The following is a 16,957-nucleotide window of genomic DNA, read 5'->3' on the forward strand; positions in this document are numbered from 1 at the left end:
ACAGGGATAACGGCAAGCTTGTCGCTTCTGGCGTAATGCCAGCAGGCTTGAGCCAGAAGCTAGTGCATGACTGCCGGTTCTGTCCATGCACAGCGCCAGCGCGTCTTACCCCTCCTGCGCGCGATAGGCCCCCGGCGTCAGCCCGGTCCATTTCTTGAACGCGCGGTGGAAGGCCGAGGGTTCGGAGAAGCCGAGCTGTTCGGCGATGTCCTGGATGGCCAGCTCGTCGCGTCCGAGGTGGTAGATGGCGAGGTCGCGGCGCAGGTGGTCCTTGAGTTCCTGGAAGCTGGTGCCTTCCTCGCGCAGGTGGCGGCGCAGGGTCTGCGGGCTGATATGCAGCTGCTGGGCGACCCGTTCCAGGTCCGGCCATTGCTGGCAGTCGCGGCCGAGCAGGCGGCGGATCTGGCTGGTCAGGCTGTCGCCGCCGTCGGGGCGGGCCAGCAGGTCGGCGGGGGAGTGTTCGAGGAACTGCTTGAGCGTGCGTTCGTCCTGCAGCAGCGGCATGGCCAGGTAGCGGGCGTGGAACAGCAGGCTGGTGGCGCCTGCGCAGAAGCGCCGGGGGCAGGGAAACAGCAGTTCGTACTCGGCGGCGTGCTCCGGCTCGGGGTAGGCGAAGGTGGCTTCCTCCAGGCGGATGCGCTGGCCGATCAGCCAGCTGCCGAGGCGGTGCCAGATCACCAGCAGGCTTTCCACCAGGAAGTGGTCGGGGTCCCACAGGCTGCTGTCGTCCACGCTCAGCCGCGCCCAGTCGCCTTCGCGCTGCAGGCGGATGCTCGGTGCATCGGGGAACAGGCCGTAGAACAGCGCACCGCGGCTCAGCGCTTTTTCCAGCGTGCGACAGTGGATGATGGCGTGGCCCATCATGGCGAAGGTGCCGCGTTTGCTCGGTTGGCGGCCGAAGCCCAGGTACTCGTCGTCCAGCGCTTCCCACAGCAGCTGCATCAGCCGGGCGAACTGCTCGGGGGCGATGCGCGCGCGCGGCTCGATGAGCACCGCCGGCTGGATGCCGGCCTGGCGCAGCAGCGGCTCGCAGGCCAGGCCCCGACGCTGCGCGCCGCGCAGGGCGGCGCGGACGAAATGGCTGGCGATGGTGCGTTCGCGCATGTCGGGCTTCCGTGATCGGGGTGCCGATGGTAGGCAGCGGCTGTGGTGCAGGGCAAGCCAGCCGAGCGATTGGGTCAATCGAGGCTGAGCGCATGGGTCATTGAGGGGGACGGGGGCGGCGCCTAACCTCGCTGGCAGCACAATCAGCGGAGGAACCGCCCCATGCAGCGCAACCATTTCGACACCGAGCACAATCTCTTCCGCGACGCCTTCGCGGCATTTCTCGATAAGGAGGTGGTGCCGCATCAGGAGGAGTGGGAGGCCGCCGGGGTGGTCGACCGCAGCGTGTGGGCCAAGGCCGGCGAGATGGGCTTTCTGCTGCCCTGGGCGGACGAGGAGTACGGCGGCGCCGGGCTCAAGGATTTCCGCTACGAGCAGATCATGTGCGAGGAGCTGGCGCGGATCAACGAACCGGGCTTCATGATCCCGCTGCACTCGGCGCTGTGCGGCCCCTATATCGCCGAGTACGGCAGCGCGCAGCAGAAGGCGCGCTGGCTGCCGGGCATCGTCCGCGGCGAGACCATCCTCGCCGTGGCCATGACCGAGCCGGCCGCCGGCTCCGACCTCGCCGGCATGCGTACCACCGCGGTGGACAAGGGCGACCACTGGCTGCTCAACGGCTCCAAGGTGTTCATCTCCAACGGCTACCTGGCCGACCTGGTGATAGTCGCGGCCAAGACCGACCCGGCCAACAAGCACGCCATGGGCCTGTTCCTGGTCGAGCGTGGGATGCAAGGTTTCGAGCGCGGCAAGAAGCTGAAGAAGCTCGGCATGCACAGCCAGGACACCGCCGAGCTGTTCTTCAACGACGTCAAGGTGCCCAAGGAGAACCTCTTGGGCGATGCCAAGGGCGGCTTCTTCTACCTGATGAACATGCTCGCCCAGGAGCGCCTGACCAACGCCTGTGGCGCGGTGGCCGGCGCCGAGGCGGCCCTGCAGACTACCATCGACTACGTCAGGGAGCGCCAGGCCTTCGGTCGCCCGGTGGCGCACTTTCAGAACACCCGCTTCAAGCTGGCCGAGATGCGCACGCAGATCGACGTGGCCCAGGTGTTCACCGACCGCTGCGTGCTGGATCACAACCAGAAGAAGCTCAGTGCAGAAGTCGCCGCAGAGGCCAAACTGTTTACCACCGAGCTGCTGTGCAAGGTGGTCGACGAGGGCGTGCAGCTGCACGGCGGCTGGGGCTACATGTGGGAATACCCGATCTGCAAGATGTACGCGAACGCGCGTATCCAGCGCATCTTCGCCGGCACCTCGGAGATCATGAAGGAGATCATCAGCCGCGGGATGAAGCTGTAGCGGCCGTTCGACGGAGAGTGGAGATGAATCTTGCGATTGACGCATGGGCCCAGCCCGCCGGTGGCCGGCTGCGCGAACGCATGCCGGAAGTGGCGGGGCTGTTCGAGAAGTCCGGCAGTGCGCATCTGCTGGATGTGCGACTCGGCCCCGAGGAGACCATCGCGCTGATGGACGAGGCGGGTGTCGACAAGCTGATGCTGGCCGCCTGGTGCCGCCCCGAGGGCTGGGTGTTCAGCAACGACGAGATCGCCGAGTTCACTCGGGCCTTTCCCGAGCGCTTCGTCGGCGTGGCCACGGTCGACCTGAGCAAGCCGATGGCCGCCGTGCGCGAGCTGGAGCGGGCCGTGCACGAGCTGGGCTGCAAGGCGCTGCGCATCGTGCCCTGGCTGTGGAAATTGCCGCCGAACGACCGGCGCTACTACCCGCTCTACCTGAAGTGCATCGAGCTGGACATTCCCTTCTGCACCCAGGTCGGCCATACCGGCCCGCTGCTGCCGTCGGAAACCGGGCGCCCGGTGCCCTATCTGGATGAGGTGGCGTTGGACTTTCCGGAGCTGCGCATCGTCGCCGGGCATATCGGCCATCCCTGGACGGACGAGATGATCGGCGTGGCCTGGAAGCACGACAACGTCTTCATCGACACCTCGGCCTATCTGCCCCGTTACTACCCGGCGCAGCTGCTGCAGTACATGCAGAGCTACGGCGCGCACAAGGTGCTGTTCGGCAGCAATTTCCCCCAGCTGTCCCTGAGCCGCTGCATGGCCCAGGTCAAGGAACTCGGCCTGGCCGCCGAGGTGGAGGCGCAGTTTCTGTACGGCAACGCCCGCCGGGTGTTCGCCTTGTAATGTCCGACTGAGCGAGACGCCCCCGGCGCCGCGCCGGGATCTGCCGCTGGCCCCGCACAACAACCGACAACAGGTGCGCCGCGATGACCGAACCACTGCAACTGCCGCTGCAACGCTTCAACCACTGGCTGGATCGGCAACCCGACGCGGTCTGGCTGCGCCAGCCGGTGGCCGGTATCTGGCACGATTTCACCTGGCGCCAGGTCGACGAGCAGGCGCGGCGCCTGGCCAGCGCGCTGCTGGCGCTGGGCTGCTTGCCCGGCGAGCGGGTGGCGCTGCTGGCGAAGAACTGCGCCGAATGGTTTATCAGCGACCTGGCGATCCAGCACGCCGGGCTGGTCAGCGTGCCGCTCTATCCGCTGCAGGCGCCCGAGCAGATTGCCTACGTACTGCGGCACGCCGGCTGCAAGCTGATCCTGGTGGGTAAGCTGGACGAGCCGGACAAGCTGGCCGCCGGCATCGGCCCGCATATCACGCGTATCGCCATGCCCTATCCGAGCATGCCGGCCGAGCACCGCTGGCACGAGCTGCTGGCCGCCCACGAGCCCCTGGCGGGTAGCCGCCAGCAGCGCGGCGACGAGCTGCTGTCGATCCTCTATACCTCGGGCACCACCGGGCAGCCCAAGGGGGTGATGCTCTCGGCCCATGCCATGGCCTTTTCCGCGGCGCACGCCACGGCGGAGATGGGCATGACGCCGCAGGACCAGTTCTTCTCCTACCTGCCGCTGTCGCACGCCGCCGAGCGCTTCCTGGTCGAATTCAACAGCCTCTACTGCGGCGCGCCGGTGGCCTTCGTCGAGTCGCTGGAGACCTTCGCCAGCGACCTGCGGCGGGTGCGGCCGACCGTGTTCTTCTCGGTGCCCAGGCTGTGGACGCGTTTTCAGCAGGGCGTGCTGGAGCAGCTGCCGGCGCACAAGCTCGAACGGCTGCTGCGCATCCCGCTGCTCGGCCGCCTGGTGGCGCGCAAGGTGCGCGCGGGGCTGGGGCTGGATCGTGCGCGCATCCTGGTGTCCGGCGCGGCGGCGATTTCCACCGGGCTGCTGGACTGGTACCGGCGCCTGGGCATGACCATTTGCGAGGGCTACGGTATGACCGAGCACTTCGCCTACGGCTGCTTCAACCGGCCGGGGCAGGTGCGCTTCGGCACGGTGGGCCGGCCCATGCCGCACCTGCAATTGCGCATCGACGCCAGCGGCGAGATCCTGTTGCGCAGCGAAACCCTGATGCAGGGCTATTACCGCGAGCCGGAGAAGACCGCCGAGACGCTCGAGGGCGGCTGGCTGCACACCGGCGACCGCGGCCAGCTGGACGAGGCGGGCTACCTGCGCATCACCGGGCGGGTCAAGGACATCTTCAAGACCAGCAAGGGCAAGTACGTGGCGCCGGCGCCCATCGAAGGCGAGATCGCCAAGAGCCACTGGGTCGAGCAGGTGTGCCTGATGGGCAGCAACCTGGACCAGCCGCTGGCGCTGATCGAGCTGTCGCCGGCGGCCCGCCAGCAGCCGCAGGAGGTGGTCGGCCAGGCGCTGCAGGCGCATCTGCAGGCACTCAACGAGCGCCTGGCGCCGCACGAGCGCATCAGTCATTTCATCCTGGTGCGCGAGGCCTGGACGGTGGACAACGGCTGCATGACGCCGACCATGAAGATTCGCCGCAACGTGCTGGAGGCGCGCTACGCCGGGGCGCTGGCCGGCCTGTCGGCGAGCGAGGCCATCGTCTGGGAGCCCTGATCCCTGGCCCGCAGGCAATCCGCTAGCGCAATTCCGGATGGCCTCCGGGCCAAGCTGGCCACGCCGGCCGGGGTTGCACCGTTCTACCCCTCGCCCCTCTGGGGGGAGGGCTGGGGCGAGGGGCTGGGGCCTCTCGCCCGACACCACATCATCTGATCGGGAGTCGCCATGTCCGGCCCACTGTCTTCACTGAAAATCCTCGACTTCTCCACCCTGTTGCCGGGGCCCTTCGCCTCGCTGCTGCTGGCCGACCTGGGCGCCGAGGTGCTGCGGGTCGAGTCGCCCACGCGCATGGACCTGGTGCGCGTGCTGCCGCCGCACGACGGCGGCACCTCCACCAGCCACGCCTACCTGAACCGCAACAAGCGCGCCATCGCCCTCGACCTCAAGCGCCCCGAGGCGCTGGAGGTGGTGAAGAAGCTGGTGGGCGAGTACGACATCGTGCTGGAGCAGTTCCGCCCCGGGGTGATGGACAAGCTGGGCGTCGGCTACGAGGCGCTGAAGGCGATCAACCCGCGGCTGATCTACGTGTCGATCACCGGCTACGGCCAGAGCGGGCCGTACAAGGACCGCGCCGGGCACGACATCAACTACCTGGCGCTGGCCGGCCTCGCCAGCTATACCGGTCGCCGCGACAGCGGCCCGCTGCCGCTGGGGGTGCAACTGGCGGATATCGCCGGCGGCTCGCTGCACGGGGTGATCGGCCTGCTCGCCGCGGTGGTGCAGCGCCAGGTCACAGGCCTGGGCCAGCAGGTGGACGTGAGCATGACCGACTGCGCCTTCAGCCTGCACGCCATGGCCGGCGCCGGCTACCTCGGCGCCGGGGTGGAGCCGGAGATGGAGAACCAGGCGCTCAACGGCGGCAGCTTCTACGACTACTACCGCACCCGCGACGGCCGCTGGTTCTCGGTGGGCAGCCTGGAGCCGCAGTTCATGCAGCAGTTCTGCCAGGCCATCGGTCGGCCGGAGCTGGCGGCGCGCGGGTTGTCGCCGAAGCCCGAGGATCAGCGCGCGCTCAAGCGCGAGATCGAGATCGAGTTCGAGCGCCGCGACTTCGCCGAGTGGTGCCAGCGCTTCGCCGCCCTGGACGCCTGCGTCGAGCCCATGCTGCCGCTGTCCGAAGCGGTGGAACATCCGCAGATCAAGGCGCGCGGGCTGGTCACCGAGGTGCCGCGCGATGGGCTGCCGGCGCAGCGGCAACTGGCCTGCCCGCTGAAGTTCTCGGGCGGTTTGCCGGCGCCGCGGCATATCGGCGCGGCGGTCGGCGCGCATACCGAGGAAGTCCTGGCCGAACTGGGCTATAGCGCCGAGCAGATCGCCGCGCTGCGGGCGGTCAAGGCGCTGGGCTGATTGACGGGGCTATGCTGAAGCGGGAGGGCCCGGCCATGATCGCCATGCTCGAAGCCGTCCAGGCCGATATCACCGGCCTGGAGGTCGACGCCATAGTCAACGCCGCCAACAGCTCGCTGCTCGGCGGCGGCGGGGTGGACGGCGCCATTCACCGCGCCGCCGGGCCGCGGCTGCTGGAGGCCTGTCGGCCGCTGGGCGGTTGTCCCACCGGCGAGGCGCGGCTGACGCCCGGCTTCGCGTTGCCGGCGCGCTGCGTGATCCATACGGTGGGGCCGGTCTGGCACGGCGGCGAGCGTGGCGAGGCGCAGCTGTTGGCCAGCTGCTATCGCAGCGCACTGCGCCTGGCCGCCGAGCACGAGCTGCGCAGCATCGCCTTTCCCTCGATCAGCACCGGCATCTACGGTTATCCCGCCGAGCAGGCGGCCGGCATCGCGGTGGCGACGGTACGCGAGGAAGTCGCCCACCTGCCGAGGATCGAGCGCGTGCTGTTCTGCTGTTTTTCCGCCGCCGATCTGGCGCGGTATCGGGATTTGCTAAGGCAACTCTGAGATAGCCGTCGTTCCCGCGCAGGCGGGACAGCAGCTTTATCGCTGAACAGCGCTTGCGCTGGCCCGCAGGGGAATAATCCAGAAGCTGCGTCGTCCCCGGGCCCCTTCGCGGGGGGGTGGCGATAAATGGCTTATTCAGGACGTTCCTGACGTAGGACGTGCCTGTGGGCGCTGCCGGGGCCTGGCCGCAGGCTATTCCACCCGCTGCTGGCCGGTGAACTGCAGGGTCACCTTGCAGCGTCGGCAGTAGTAGCGCCGGCCCTTGGCCACCAGGGCATGGCGCTGGGCGGAGAAGGGGAATTCGCCGTCGGGGCAGCTGCAGCGGTAGATAAAGCGGCTGACCTTGCGCCGCTGCACGTCGTAGCTGTGGCAGCGGTGCGGCGGCAGTTCGTAGACCCCGCGCATGATCAGTTGCCATTCCTCGCCGTGGGGCTGGATACGCGGGCCGAACAGCTGGTGGGCGATCAGGTGCGCCACCTCGTGGGCCACGGTCTGCTGCAGGAAGTCCTCGCGGTTGTCGCGATACAGCTGCAGGTTGAAGCGCAGCTTGTTTTCCGTCAGATGGGCGACGCCGGCCTTCTGCCCGCGCAGCTTGAAGCTGATCTCGGGGCGAGCGAAGCGTTGCTTGAAGAAGGTTTCGGCCAGCTGATAGCAGGCCTCGACGCGGGCATGGAGCTGTTCGGGCATGCGCCGATTATGCCCAATCATGGCCCTGGCGGCAGCCCATAAACGACGAAACCACCCGCAGGTGGTTTCGCCGAGTCGCCCTTGCCCTCAGCTGGTGTAGACCGGGCCGACGCCCAGGCCCCAGAGGATCACCGAGGTGGCGATCATCGCCACCAGCACCACCAGGCCTACCGCCAGCACCGAGCTGGAGAACATGAACCCCTCGTCCTCGGGGATGTTCATGAAGGTCGGGATGCCGACGTAGAGCAGGTACACCGTGTAACAGATGGCCACCGTGCCGACCACCATCGCCAGCCACAGGTGCGGGTAGAGCGCCGCCAGGCCGCCGATGAACAGCGGGGTGGCGGTGTAGGCCGCGAACACCACGCACTGGGTCATGGTCGGGTTGGCGTCGTAGGTGCGCGCCATCCAGTGGATGAAGGCGCCCATCACCGCGACGCCGGCGAGCATCGCCAGGTAGGACATGATGGTCATGCTCAGGGCGCTGCCCTCGGTGAGCATCACCGGCGCTCGGTCGCCGATCGACCAGCCCACCTGGGTGGTGCCGATGTAAGCCGAGACCGCCGGGATGGCGGCGAGCAGCAGGACATGAGTCAGGTACATGTGGCTGATGGTTTCTTCCTCGCCACGGATTTCTTGCCATTCTTGGTCGGGATGGGTGAAGAGCCCCCAAACGTGGTGGATCATGCCAGACACCTCCTCTTTTTATGACGATCGCCCCCCAGCGGACGCCCGGCGCGCGTGTACAGCGCCACCGGGTGCCAGGCCGAACCTATGCGACCGTATGTCGCAGTATAGGCAGGGGCTGGAGGGCGCGTGGTGCCTGGCTTTAGAGCGAATTGCTCTCTGCCGGTCAGTTGTAATAGCGCTCTAGAATTTCCATGGCCTTGTTGATCGACTGCAGCCGCTCGGTGCTGCCGCCGCGATCCGGGTGGTGCTGGCTGACCAGCTGGCGGTAGCGCCGCTTGATGCTGGCCAGGTCGAGGACCGCGCCGGGGCCGTCCAGTTCGAACAGCGCCAGCGCCGCCTGTTTCTCCTCGCCGCCCTGCATGCGGGTCCAGAAACTGGCCAGCAGGCGCTCGACATCGCGCTCGTCGGTATCGCGCAGGTTGCTCATGTCCAGGTAGTAGTCGCGCAGCCCGTCGCGCTCGCTGAGCGCCGCGCTGCCGGCCTGGTAGGGCAGCAGGCGGATGCACAGCGGGGCGATCTGCAGCTGGTGGCGGCCCTCCTGCCAAAGCCGCTCGCGCAGGCGATACAGGGCGTTGAACAGGAGGAAATGGGTGCGAAACAGCACCAGCTTGTCGGTCAGCGGCAGGTTGGGGATATGCCCGCTGTGGCGCTGCTTGAGCTGCTGGATCAGCTGGTACTCGGCCAGCCCGTCGGGCGCGGCGAGCAGCAGTTCGAGCACCTGGTCGGCCAGGTCCAGGGCGGGGTCGAGGTCGTCGTTCATCGGCCGAGCCTAGCATTTCGCCGTCGGTGGGGTAGGGCGAGCGGGCCATTGTGCGTAAAATGTCGCGCTTTCGTTCCTACCCCCGGATTCCGACGCACCATGGGCACCCTTTCGGTCAACCAGAACAAACTGCAGAAGCGCATTCGCCGCCTGGCCGGCGAAGCCATCACCGACTTCAACATGATCGAGGATGGCGACAAGGTGATGGTCTGCCTGTCCGGCGGCAAGGACAGCTACACCATGCTCGACGTGCTGCTGTACCTGCAGAAGGTGGCGCCGATCAAGTTCGAGATCGTCGCGGTGAACATGGACCAGAAGCAGCCGGGCTTTCCCGAGCACGTGCTGCCGGCTTACCTCGAATCCATCGGTGTGCAGTACCACATCATCGAGAAGGACACCTACTCGGTGGTCAAGGAGAAGATTCCCGAGGGCAAGACCACCTGCTCGCTGTGCTCGCGCCTGCGCCGCGGCACCCTGTACACCTACGCCGACGAGATCGGCGCGACCAAGATGGCGCTGGGGCACCACCGCGACGATATCCTGGAAACCTTCTTCCTCAACATGTTCTACGGCGGCACGCTCAAGGCCATGCCGCCCAAGCTGCTCTCCGACGACGGCCGCAACGTGGTGATCCGCCCGCTGGCCTACTGCGCCGAGGCCGATATCGAGGCCTACAGCCAGCTTAAGCAGTTCCCCATCATCCCCTGCAACCTCTGCGGCTCGCAGGAGAACCTGCAGCGTCAGGTGGTCAAGGAGATGCTGCAGGAGTGGGAGCGCAAGAGCCCGGGGCGGGTCGAGATCATGTTCCGCGCGCTGCAGAACGTGCACCCCTCGCAACTGGCCGACCGCAACCTGTTCGACTTCAAGAGCCTGAAGATCGACGACAGCGCCACGCCGCGTTTTCTCGATGTGATGAGCCTGTAAGGCTCCGCTGCCAAAGCCCTCCCACAGATTGAGTGGTCTGGCGTAGGGTGGATCACGCTTCATCGATCCACCGTGTACGGGCCGGTGGAACTGGTGGATGTAAAAAGCGACATCCACCCTACGGCGCTGCCCCGGATTGCCCGCCGATGCCCCAGCGTAGGTCAGACCTGTGGGAGGGGCTTTAGCCGCGACCATTGTTTCTCCACGCCTCGCTTGCCAGGCCGCGAAGGCCTGGAGTAAGGTTCGGCCATCGCTTCGGAGAACATCATGTCGTCCAGCCTCAACCTCCTGTCCTCGCTCCACGCCGGTGCCGCGCGCACCGCGCTGGCCCGTGCGCAGGCGGTGGTCGCTGCCGCGTATTACTTTGGGTATTGGTTTAGCCACAGGCGCGCCTGATACCCCACAGGCGGCCTGAGACAACAGGGTCGCCACCAGAGACGTTTTCCAGAAAACCCCCGGTCGGCAACCCGACCGGGGGTTTTGTTTTTTTCGGCCGAAAACGGCCAAGCGCTCAAGAGGATGCACAGATGAACCGTTATTACCGCAACTACCGCTACGACTGGCGATTTAGCAGCGTCACCGCCGCCCTGACACCCCTGCAACGAACACTCAGTTAGCGCCGCCGCGGCATCGACCGCGCCGGCCAAGGAACCGCCAGATCATGAATGCATCCGTCTCCGCTCAACTCGTTTCCAGCGTCACCCCCATCGCCCGCCGCAGCGCTCAGCCGCTGCCCAGCCCCGCCGTGCTGCGCCAGCGCCTGCCGCTGGCCAATGCCCTCGCCGAACGTATCGCCGCCGACCGCGCCGCCATCCGCTCCGTGCTCGATGGCCGCGATTCGCGCCTGCTGGTGGTGGTCGGCCCCTGTTCCCTGCATGACCGCACTTCTGCGCTCGAATACGCCGAGCGCCTGGCCGCACTGGCGCCGCAGGTGGACGACCAGCTGCTGCTGGTGATGCGCGCCTACGTGGAAAAACCGCGCACCACCGTGGGCTGGAAGGGCCTGCTGTACGACCCGCAGCTGGACGGCAGCGGCGATATGGCCGAAGGCCTGCGCCTGTCGCGCCAGTTGATGCTGGATATCCTCGCCCGTGGCCTGCCGCTGGCCAGCGAACTGCTGCAGCCGCTGGCGGCCGGTTACTTCGACGACCTGCTCGGTTGGGCGGCCATCGGTGCGCGCACCAGCGAATCGCAGGTACACCGCGAGATGGTCAGCGGCCTGGATCTGCCGGTGGGCTTCAAGAACGGCACCGACGGCAGCCTCGCCATCGCCTGCGACGCCATGCGCTCGGCGGCGCACCCGCACCAGCATTTCGGCATCGACGAGCTCGGTCACCCGGCGCTGCTGCACACCGCCGGCAACCCGGATACCCACCTGGTGTTGCGCGGCGGCCACGGCGCGCCCAATTACGACGCTGCCAGCGTGGCGGCCGCACGCGAGGCGCTGCAGCGCCAGGGCATCGCCCCGCGGATCATGGTCGACTGCAGCCACGCCAACAGCGGCAAGGACCCGCTGCGTCAGCCGGCCGTGCTGGCCAGCGTGATCGACCAGCGCCTGGCCGGCGACGCCAGCCTGCGCGGGGTGATGCTGGAGAGCCACCTGGAAGACGGCTGTCAGGCGCTGAGCGGCGAGCTGCGCTACGGCGTATCGATCACCGACGGCTGCCTGGGCTGGAGCAGCACCGAAAGCGCCTTGCGCCAGGCGGCCGAGCGGCTGCGGGGCGCGGCGCTCTCGGCGTAGGCGGCTGCTGGCGGGCGATGCGGCGGGAGCGCTGGATCGCCCGCCAGCGCGCTGCTACGGCAGACATGGCACTTGCCGCACCGGGGGCTGTGCGGGCACCCTTTGCAGCTTGTTCCACTGACGGCGCGACCCCTCCATGCGTGACTACAAATGGCTGCACGAATACTGCCTCAACCGCTTCGGCTCGGCCCAGGCGCTGGAAGCGCTGCTGCCACAGCCGCGCAGCGACGCCGAGCTGCGGGCGCTGAGCGATGACCGCTACCTGTCGTTGATCAGCCTGCGTATCTTCCGCGCCGGCCTCAAGCACAGCCTGGTGGACGCCAAGTGGCCGGCGTTCGAGGAGGTGTTCTTCGGCTTCGATCCGGAGAAGGTGGTGCTGATGGGCGGCGAACGCCTGGAGAACCTGATGCAGGACGCGCGGCTGATCCGTCACCTGGGCAAGCTGAAAAGCGTGCCACGCAATGCCCAGTTCATCCTCGACGTGCGCCGCGAGAAAGGCAGTTTCGGCGCCCTGATCGCCGACTGGCCGGTGACCGATATCGTCGGCCTGTGGAAGTACCTGGCCAAGCACGGCAGTCAGCTCGGCGGCATGTCGGCGCCGCGCTTTCTGCGCATGGTCGGCAAGGATACCTTCATCCCCAGCGACGACATGGTCGCGGCGCTCAAGGCCCAGGGCATAGTCGACAAGGCACCGACCAGCCAGAAGGAGCTGGCCGCGGTGCAGGCCGCCTTCAACCAGTGGCACGCCGAGAGCGGCCGGCCGCTGTGCCAGCTGTCGGTGATGCTGGCGCATACGGTCAATCATTGAGGCACCTGCGGGAGGGGCTTTAGCGGCGACTACTTGTCGCGGCTAAAACCCCTCCCACGGGATGTGCGCTCAGAGCACACCGCCGTCCTTGCGCCTGGCCTCGCGAAACTCCCCCGGCGTCTGCCCGGTCCAGCCCTTGAAGCTGCGGTGGAACGAGCGTGATTCGGTGAAGCCCAGGTAGCAGGCGATATCCTGGATCGCCAGGTCGCTGCGCAGCAGGTAGTGCTCGGCCAGCTCCTGGCGCAGCTCGTCGAGGATCTGCTGGTAGCTGGTGCCGGCCTGCTGCAGGTGGCGCTGCAGGGTGCGCACGGTCATGTCGAACTTCTCCGCCACCCGTTCCTTGCGCGGCAGGCCGTCCTTGAGCAGCAGGCGCAGGGCGTTTTTCACCCGTCGCGGCAGCGGCTCGTCGTCGTCCAGCCCGGCCATCAGCGCCAGGGCGTGTTCTTCCAGGGTGCGCAGCAGGTTGGCATCGGCCTGGCGCAGCGGCACGGCCAGGTAGTCCAGCGGCACCAGCAGGGCGTTGCAGGGTTGTTCGAACAATACCGGGCAGCCGAACAGACCCTCATACTCCGCCAGCTCGGTGGCGGCCGGCTGCGCATGTTCGAACCAGACCTCGCGCGGCGAGTGCTCGGAGTCGGCGATCCAGCGCGCGTACAGCAGCCAGGAGGCGAGCACGTTCTCCACCATGTGCCGGCGCACCTGCGGCGCCTGGTGGCGGCAGCTCCAGATCAGCCGCACATGATCGGCGGCCATTTCCAGGCGGCTGGTGCCCATGTCGCCGACCAGTTTCTCGTAGGGCACGATGCGGCCCATGGCCTCGCCGAGGGTGGCGCAGTTCATGGCGATATAGCCGAGCACGCTCCACGAGCCGGGCTGGACGAAACGCGCCGAATGCAGGCCGAACAGCGGGTCGCCGGAGACCTCCAGCAGATGCGCCAGCAGGCGCTCGTGCACCTCGCTGGGGATGCGTTTGCCGTTGTCGGCCAGCTCCTGCGCCTCGATGCCGGCGGCCGCCAGGGCGCGGTCGACATCCAGACCGAGCTGTTCGGCCTGGCGCAGGTACTTGAGCAGGGCGGGAACCGAGGTGTAGCCGAGGTTTTCCATGGTTTCTTCTTGTTCTGGGGGAAGCGGGCGCGGCGCCTGGCTTGATTGGCGACAGGCCCTGGCCCGATCCGACAGTGACGGCCGGCGGCGGCTGGCTAGTATAGGCAGCCATAAGTGCCGATCGGAATGGGGGATGCGATGCGACGTTGGAACGGTTGGGGTGACGAAGCCACCGAGGTGGAATTGCCGGCCCATGGCGAGGCCTTTCTCGCCGAGCTGATCGGCCCCGGCCAGCGTCTGGCCGACGCCAGCCTGCAGGAGGTGTTGGCCCGCGTGCCGGCCTCGCGCCTGGCCCCGCACCCGCTGATCAGCCAGGATGCCGAGGTGCGCGTGCGCCATGCCCGCGGGCAGAGCCTGCCGGACTGGCTGGCCATGCGCTCCGGCGACTTCGGCCTGTTCCCCGATGGCGTCGCCTGCCCGGAGAGTGCCGCGCAGATCCGCGAGCTGCTGGCCTGGGCGCAGCAGCATGACGTCACCCTGATTCCCTACGGCGGCGGCACCTCGGTGGCCGGGCATATCAACCCGCAGGCCGGTGGGCGGCCGGTGCTGACCCTGTCGCTGGAGCGCATGACGCGCCTGCTGGAGATCGACGAGGACAGCCTGGTCGCCACCTTCGGCCCCGGCGCCAACGGCCCGCAGGTGGAAAGCCAGCTGCGCGCGCGCGGCTATACGCTGGGCCACTTCCCGCAATCCTGGGAACTGTCGACCCTCGGCGGCTGGGTCGCCAGCCGCTCCAGCGGTCAGCAGTCGCTGCGCTACGGGCGCATCGAGCAACTGTTCGCCGGCGGCAAGCTGGAGACCTTCGCCGGCACTTTGGAGATTCCCACCTTCCCGGCGTCGGCCGCCGGCCCCGACCTGCGCGAGCTGGTGCTGGGTTCGGAAGGGCGCTTCGGGCTGATCTCCGAGGTGCGCGTGCGCATCAGCCGCCTGGCCGAGCAGGAGCGCTTCTACGCGGTGTTTCTGCCCAGCTGGCAGCAGGCGCTGACCGCCATTCGCAGCCTGGCCCAGGCGCGCGTGCCGCTGTCCATGCTGCGCCTGTCCAATGCCATCGAAACCCGCACCCAGCTGGCCCTGGCCGGCCACCCGCGGCAGATCGCCTGGCTGGAAAAGTACCTGGCGCTGCGCGGTGCGCGCGACGGCAAATGCATGCTGACCTTCGGTCTCACCGGCAACCGCCTGCAGAACGCCGCCTCGCTGAAGCAGGCGCGGCGCCTGCTGAAAGGCTTCGGCGGGGTGTTCACCGGCACCCTGCTGGGCAAGAAATGGGAGCACAACCGCTTCCGCTTCCCCTATCTGCGCCACGGCCTGTGGGAGCGTGGCTACCTGGTGGACACCCTGGAAACCGCCACCGACTGGTCCAACGTCGACAAGCTGTTGAACCAGGTGGAAGCCAGCCTGCGCGACGAACTGGCCGGCGAGGGCGAGCGGGTGCACGTGTTCACCCACCTGTCGCACGTCTACGGCGAAGGATCGAGCATCTACACCAGCTACGTGTTCCGCCCCGGCGCCGATTACGCCGAGGCCATGGCGCGCTGGCAGCGCCTGAAGGCGGCGGCCAGCCGCACCATTGCCGCGAACCGCGGCACCATCAGCCACCAGCACGGCGTCGGCCGCGACCACGCGCCCTACCTGGCGGCGGAGAAGGGCGAGTTGGGCATGGCCACGCTGCGCAGCCTGGCCACGCATTTCGACCCGGAGCAGCGCCTGGCTCCCGGCGTGCTGCTGCAGGATTGAACATGCAGCAGTGGAACGCCGCCTGGCGCGAGCGCGCCCTGCCCGAACTGGCCGCGCGCGACTGGGATCTGCTGGTGATCGGCGGCGGCATCTGCGGCGCCGGCATCCTGCGTGAGGCTGCGCGGCGCGGTTGGCGCTGCCTGTTGCTGGAGCAGCGCGACTTCGCCTGGGGCACCTCCAGCCGCTCGTCGAAGATGGTCCATGGCGGCCTGCGCTACGTCGCCAAGGGCCAGCTGGGGCTGACCCGCGACTCGGTGCGCGAACGCCAGCGCCTGCTCGGCGAGGCGCCGGGGCTGGTCGAGCCGCTGAGCTTCGTCATGCCGCACTACCGCGGCGGTTTTCCCGGGCCCAAGGTCTTCGGCGGCCTGCTCAGCCTGTACGACGCCCTGGCCGGCAAGCGCAATCATCTGTTCTACCCGCTGCAGCAGCTGCGCTACCTGGCGCCGGGCATCCGGGTGGACGGCCTGCTCGGTGGCACGCGCTTCTTCGATGCGGTGACCGACGACGCGCGGCTGGTGCAGCGGGTGCTGGGTGAGGCCCGTGGCGAAGGCGGCGAGGCGCTCAATGGCATGCGCGTGGTCGAGCTGCTGCGCGAGGCGGGCCAGGTGGTCGGTGTGCTCGCCGAGGATATCGAGACGGGCAACCGCTACCGCCTGCGCAGCCGCGCCGTGGCCCAGGCCACCGGTGCCTGGGCCGACCGCCTGCGCCAGCCGGGCAATGGCCGCATCCGTCCGCTGCGCGGCAGCCATCTGCTGCTGCCGAGCTGGCGCCTGCCGGTGGCACATGCCTTCAGCTTTATGCATGCGGCCGATGGCCGGCCGGTGTTCGTCTTCCCCTGGGAGGGCGCGACGGTGATCGGCACCACCGATCTGGATCATGCCGGCGACCTGGATGCCGAGGCCGCCATCAGCATGGAGGAGGTCGACTACCTGCTGGCCGCCTGCGCCCAGCAGTTCCCGAGCGCCGAGGTGACGCGCGGCGATGTGCTGTCGACCTGGGCCGGCGTGCGCCCGGTGGTGGGCGATGGCAGCGCCGGGCTCAAGCCCTCCGACGAGAAGCGCGAGCATGCGCTGTGGATCGAGCCGGGCAGCGTGACCCTGGCCGGCGGCAAGCTGACCACCTTTCGCCTGCTGGCGCTGGAGGTGCTGCGCGCCTGTGCGGGCTTCGTCGGCAAACCGGTGGAGGATCGCGGCACGGCGGTGTTTCGTCCGTTGTCGATCCCGCCCATGCCCGGCCTGAGCCCGGCGCAGCAGCGCCGCCTGGCCGGTCGCCATGGTCGCCAGCTGGGCGAGGTGCTGCGCCTGATCGACGAGATCGGCGGCGACCGCGTCGGCGCCACCGACACCCTCTGGGCCGAACTGGCCTGGGCCGCCGAGGGCGAGCTGGTGCTGCACCTGGACGACCTGCTGTTGCGCCGTACCCGCCTGGGCCTGCTGCTGGCGGGCGGTGGGCGCGCCGAACTGCCGCGTATCCGCACGCTGTGCCAGCCGCGCCTGGGCTGGAACGATGCGCGCTGGCAGCAGGAAGAGACGGACTACCTGGCGCTGTGGCGGCGCTGCTATAGCCTGCCATGACCCGGATCACCGCCGGCCCGCAGGGTGTCGCGGGGCCGCCTAGGCCATGCACACCG

Annotated in this window: 15 protein-coding genes; 10 read left to right on the forward strand and 5 right to left on the reverse strand. The window is 68.2% G+C overall.

Going from position 1 to position 16,957, the window contains the following annotated elements; all coding sequences use genetic code 11:
- Positions 1-105: 105 nt before the first annotated feature.
- On the reverse strand, positions 106-1,104 hold the full coding sequence (locus tag ACW9UL_RS08260; protein ID WP_457790070.1) for an AraC family transcriptional regulator: 999 nt from the start codon (positions 1,102-1,104) through the stop codon (positions 106-108).
- Positions 1,105-1,266: 162 nt separating this feature from the next.
- Between ACW9UL_RS08260 and ACW9UL_RS08265 the strand changes: the two genes are divergently transcribed.
- The 5 genes from ACW9UL_RS08265 to ACW9UL_RS08285 all read left to right on the forward strand — a co-directional run bounded on the left by ACW9UL_RS08265 (position 1,267) and on the right by ACW9UL_RS08285 (position 6,879).
- A complete protein-coding gene (locus ACW9UL_RS08265; RefSeq protein ID WP_457790072.1) occupies positions 1,267-2,406 on the forward strand; it encodes an acyl-CoA dehydrogenase family protein in 1,140 nt (379 codons plus the stop codon).
- Positions 2,407-2,429: 23 nt separating this feature from the next.
- Entirely contained in the window at positions 2,430-3,251 is an 822-nt protein-coding gene (locus tag ACW9UL_RS08270; RefSeq protein WP_457790074.1) for an amidohydrolase family protein, read from the forward strand.
- An 83-nt stretch (positions 3,252-3,334) separates the two neighbouring features.
- A complete protein-coding gene (locus ACW9UL_RS08275; protein WP_457790076.1) occupies positions 3,335-4,981 on the forward strand; it encodes an AMP-binding protein in 1,647 nt (548 codons plus the stop codon).
- Between the two features lie 168 nt (positions 4,982-5,149).
- Positions 5,150-6,331: a CaiB/BaiF CoA transferase family protein gene (locus ACW9UL_RS08280; protein ID WP_122107275.1), complete on the forward strand. Its 1,182-nt coding sequence runs from the start codon at positions 5,150-5,152 to the stop codon at positions 6,329-6,331.
- An 11-nt stretch (positions 6,332-6,342) separates the two neighbouring features.
- Positions 6,343-6,879, forward strand: coding sequence for an O-acetyl-ADP-ribose deacetylase (locus ACW9UL_RS08285; protein WP_457790078.1), 537 nt, complete (start codon positions 6,343-6,345; stop codon positions 6,877-6,879).
- 192 nt (positions 6,880-7,071) lie between these two features.
- On the opposite strand, the gene ACW9UL_RS08290 is transcribed toward ACW9UL_RS08285, so the two are convergent.
- From ACW9UL_RS08290 to ACW9UL_RS08300, 3 genes are all read right to left on the reverse strand, one after another.
- Positions 7,072-7,566 (reverse strand): SprT family zinc-dependent metalloprotease, encoded by a 495-nt coding sequence (locus ACW9UL_RS08290; RefSeq protein ID WP_021444087.1) that lies wholly within the window; start codon positions 7,564-7,566, stop codon positions 7,072-7,074.
- Between the two features lie 87 nt (positions 7,567-7,653).
- Positions 7,654-8,253, reverse strand: a complete 600-nt coding sequence (locus ACW9UL_RS08295) for a Yip1 family protein (RefSeq protein ID WP_021444086.1) — start codon at positions 8,251-8,253, stop codon at positions 7,654-7,656.
- Between the two features lie 166 nt (positions 8,254-8,419).
- Positions 8,420-9,016 carry a DNA-J related domain-containing protein gene (locus tag ACW9UL_RS08300; protein ID WP_021444085.1) on the reverse strand — a complete coding sequence of 199 codons (597 nt, stop codon included), beginning with the start codon at positions 9,014-9,016 and terminating at the stop codon, positions 8,420-8,422.
- A 99-nt stretch (positions 9,017-9,115) separates the two neighbouring features.
- On the opposite strand from ACW9UL_RS08300, the gene ttcA reads away from it, so the two are divergent.
- The 3 genes from ttcA (at position 9,116) to ACW9UL_RS08315 (ending at position 12,489) form a co-directional block, all read left to right on the forward strand.
- Positions 9,116-9,940, forward strand: a complete 825-nt coding sequence (gene ttcA, locus ACW9UL_RS08305) for a tRNA 2-thiocytidine(32) synthetase TtcA (protein ID WP_024308826.1) — start codon at positions 9,116-9,118, stop codon at positions 9,938-9,940.
- Positions 9,941-10,601: 661 nt separating this feature from the next.
- Positions 10,602-11,681 (forward strand): 3-deoxy-7-phosphoheptulonate synthase, encoded by a 1,080-nt coding sequence (locus ACW9UL_RS08310; protein ID WP_457790081.1) that lies wholly within the window; start codon positions 10,602-10,604, stop codon positions 11,679-11,681.
- Positions 11,682-11,817: 136 nt separating this feature from the next.
- Positions 11,818-12,489 carry a DNA-3-methyladenine glycosylase I gene (locus tag ACW9UL_RS08315; RefSeq protein ID WP_457790083.1) on the forward strand — a complete coding sequence of 224 codons (672 nt, stop codon included), beginning with the start codon at positions 11,818-11,820 and terminating at the stop codon, positions 12,487-12,489.
- A 69-nt stretch (positions 12,490-12,558) separates the two neighbouring features.
- Here the strand turns inward: ACW9UL_RS08315 and gliR are convergent, their stop codons facing one another.
- Positions 12,559-13,593 (reverse strand): AraC family transcriptional regulator GliR, encoded by a 1,035-nt coding sequence (gliR, locus tag ACW9UL_RS08320; RefSeq protein ID WP_457790085.1) that lies wholly within the window; start codon positions 13,591-13,593, stop codon positions 12,559-12,561.
- Positions 13,594-13,731: 138 nt separating this feature from the next.
- Between gliR and ACW9UL_RS08325 the strand changes: the two genes are divergently transcribed.
- Together ACW9UL_RS08325 and ACW9UL_RS08330 are read left to right on the forward strand one after the other, a co-directional pair.
- Positions 13,732-15,327, forward strand: a complete 1,596-nt coding sequence (locus ACW9UL_RS08325; RefSeq protein ID WP_457790087.1) for an FAD-binding oxidoreductase — start codon at positions 13,732-13,734, stop codon at positions 15,325-15,327.
- A gap of 2 nt (positions 15,328-15,329) precedes the next feature.
- Entirely contained in the window at positions 15,330-16,901 is a 1,572-nt protein-coding gene (locus ACW9UL_RS08330) for a glycerol-3-phosphate dehydrogenase/oxidase (RefSeq protein ID WP_457790089.1), read from the forward strand.
- Positions 16,902-16,957 lie beyond the last annotated feature (56 nt).

This window comes from Pseudomonas sp. PL-6 (assembly GCF_054110165.1).

What these genes read in the sequence shown, in the direction of transcription:
- ACW9UL_RS08285 (WP_457790078.1), top strand. Translation starts at nt 6,343, where the DNA reads ATGCTGAAGCGGGAGGGCCCGGCCATGATCGCCATGCTCGAAGCCGTC.
- ACW9UL_RS08310 (WP_457790081.1), top strand. Translation starts at nt 10,602, where the DNA reads ATGAATGCATCCGTCTCCGCTCAACTCGTTTCCAGCGTCACCCCCATC.
- ACW9UL_RS08270 (WP_457790074.1), top strand. Translation starts at nt 2,430, where the DNA reads ATGAATCTTGCGATTGACGCATGGGCCCAGCCCGCCGGTGGCCGGCTG.
- ACW9UL_RS08325 (WP_457790087.1), top strand. Translation starts at nt 13,732, where the DNA reads ATGCGACGTTGGAACGGTTGGGGTGACGAAGCCACCGAGGTGGAATTG.
- ACW9UL_RS08330 (WP_457790089.1), top strand. Translation starts at nt 15,330, where the DNA reads ATGCAGCAGTGGAACGCCGCCTGGCGCGAGCGCGCCCTGCCCGAACTG.
- ACW9UL_RS08275 (WP_457790076.1), top strand. Translation starts at nt 3,335, where the DNA reads ATGACCGAACCACTGCAACTGCCGCTGCAACGCTTCAACCACTGGCTG.
- ACW9UL_RS08295 (WP_021444086.1), bottom strand. Translation starts at nt 8,253, where the DNA reads ATGATCCACCACGTTTGGGGGCTCTTCACCCATCCCGACCAAGAATGG.
- gliR (WP_457790085.1), bottom strand. Translation starts at nt 13,593, where the DNA reads ATGGAAAACCTCGGCTACACCTCGGTTCCCGCCCTGCTCAAGTACCTG.
- ACW9UL_RS08315 (WP_457790083.1), top strand. Translation starts at nt 11,818, where the DNA reads ATGCGTGACTACAAATGGCTGCACGAATACTGCCTCAACCGCTTCGGC.
- ACW9UL_RS08260 (WP_457790070.1), bottom strand. Translation starts at nt 1,104, where the DNA reads ATGCGCGAACGCACCATCGCCAGCCATTTCGTCCGCGCCGCCCTGCGC.
- ACW9UL_RS08300 (WP_021444085.1), bottom strand. Translation starts at nt 9,016, where the DNA reads ATGAACGACGACCTCGACCCCGCCCTGGACCTGGCCGACCAGGTGCTC.
- ACW9UL_RS08280 (WP_122107275.1), top strand. Translation starts at nt 5,150, where the DNA reads ATGTCCGGCCCACTGTCTTCACTGAAAATCCTCGACTTCTCCACCCTG.
- ttcA (WP_024308826.1), top strand. Translation starts at nt 9,116, where the DNA reads ATGGGCACCCTTTCGGTCAACCAGAACAAACTGCAGAAGCGCATTCGC.
- ACW9UL_RS08265 (WP_457790072.1), top strand. Translation starts at nt 1,267, where the DNA reads ATGCAGCGCAACCATTTCGACACCGAGCACAATCTCTTCCGCGACGCC.
- ACW9UL_RS08290 (WP_021444087.1), bottom strand. Translation starts at nt 7,566, where the DNA reads ATGCCCGAACAGCTCCATGCCCGCGTCGAGGCCTGCTATCAGCTGGCC.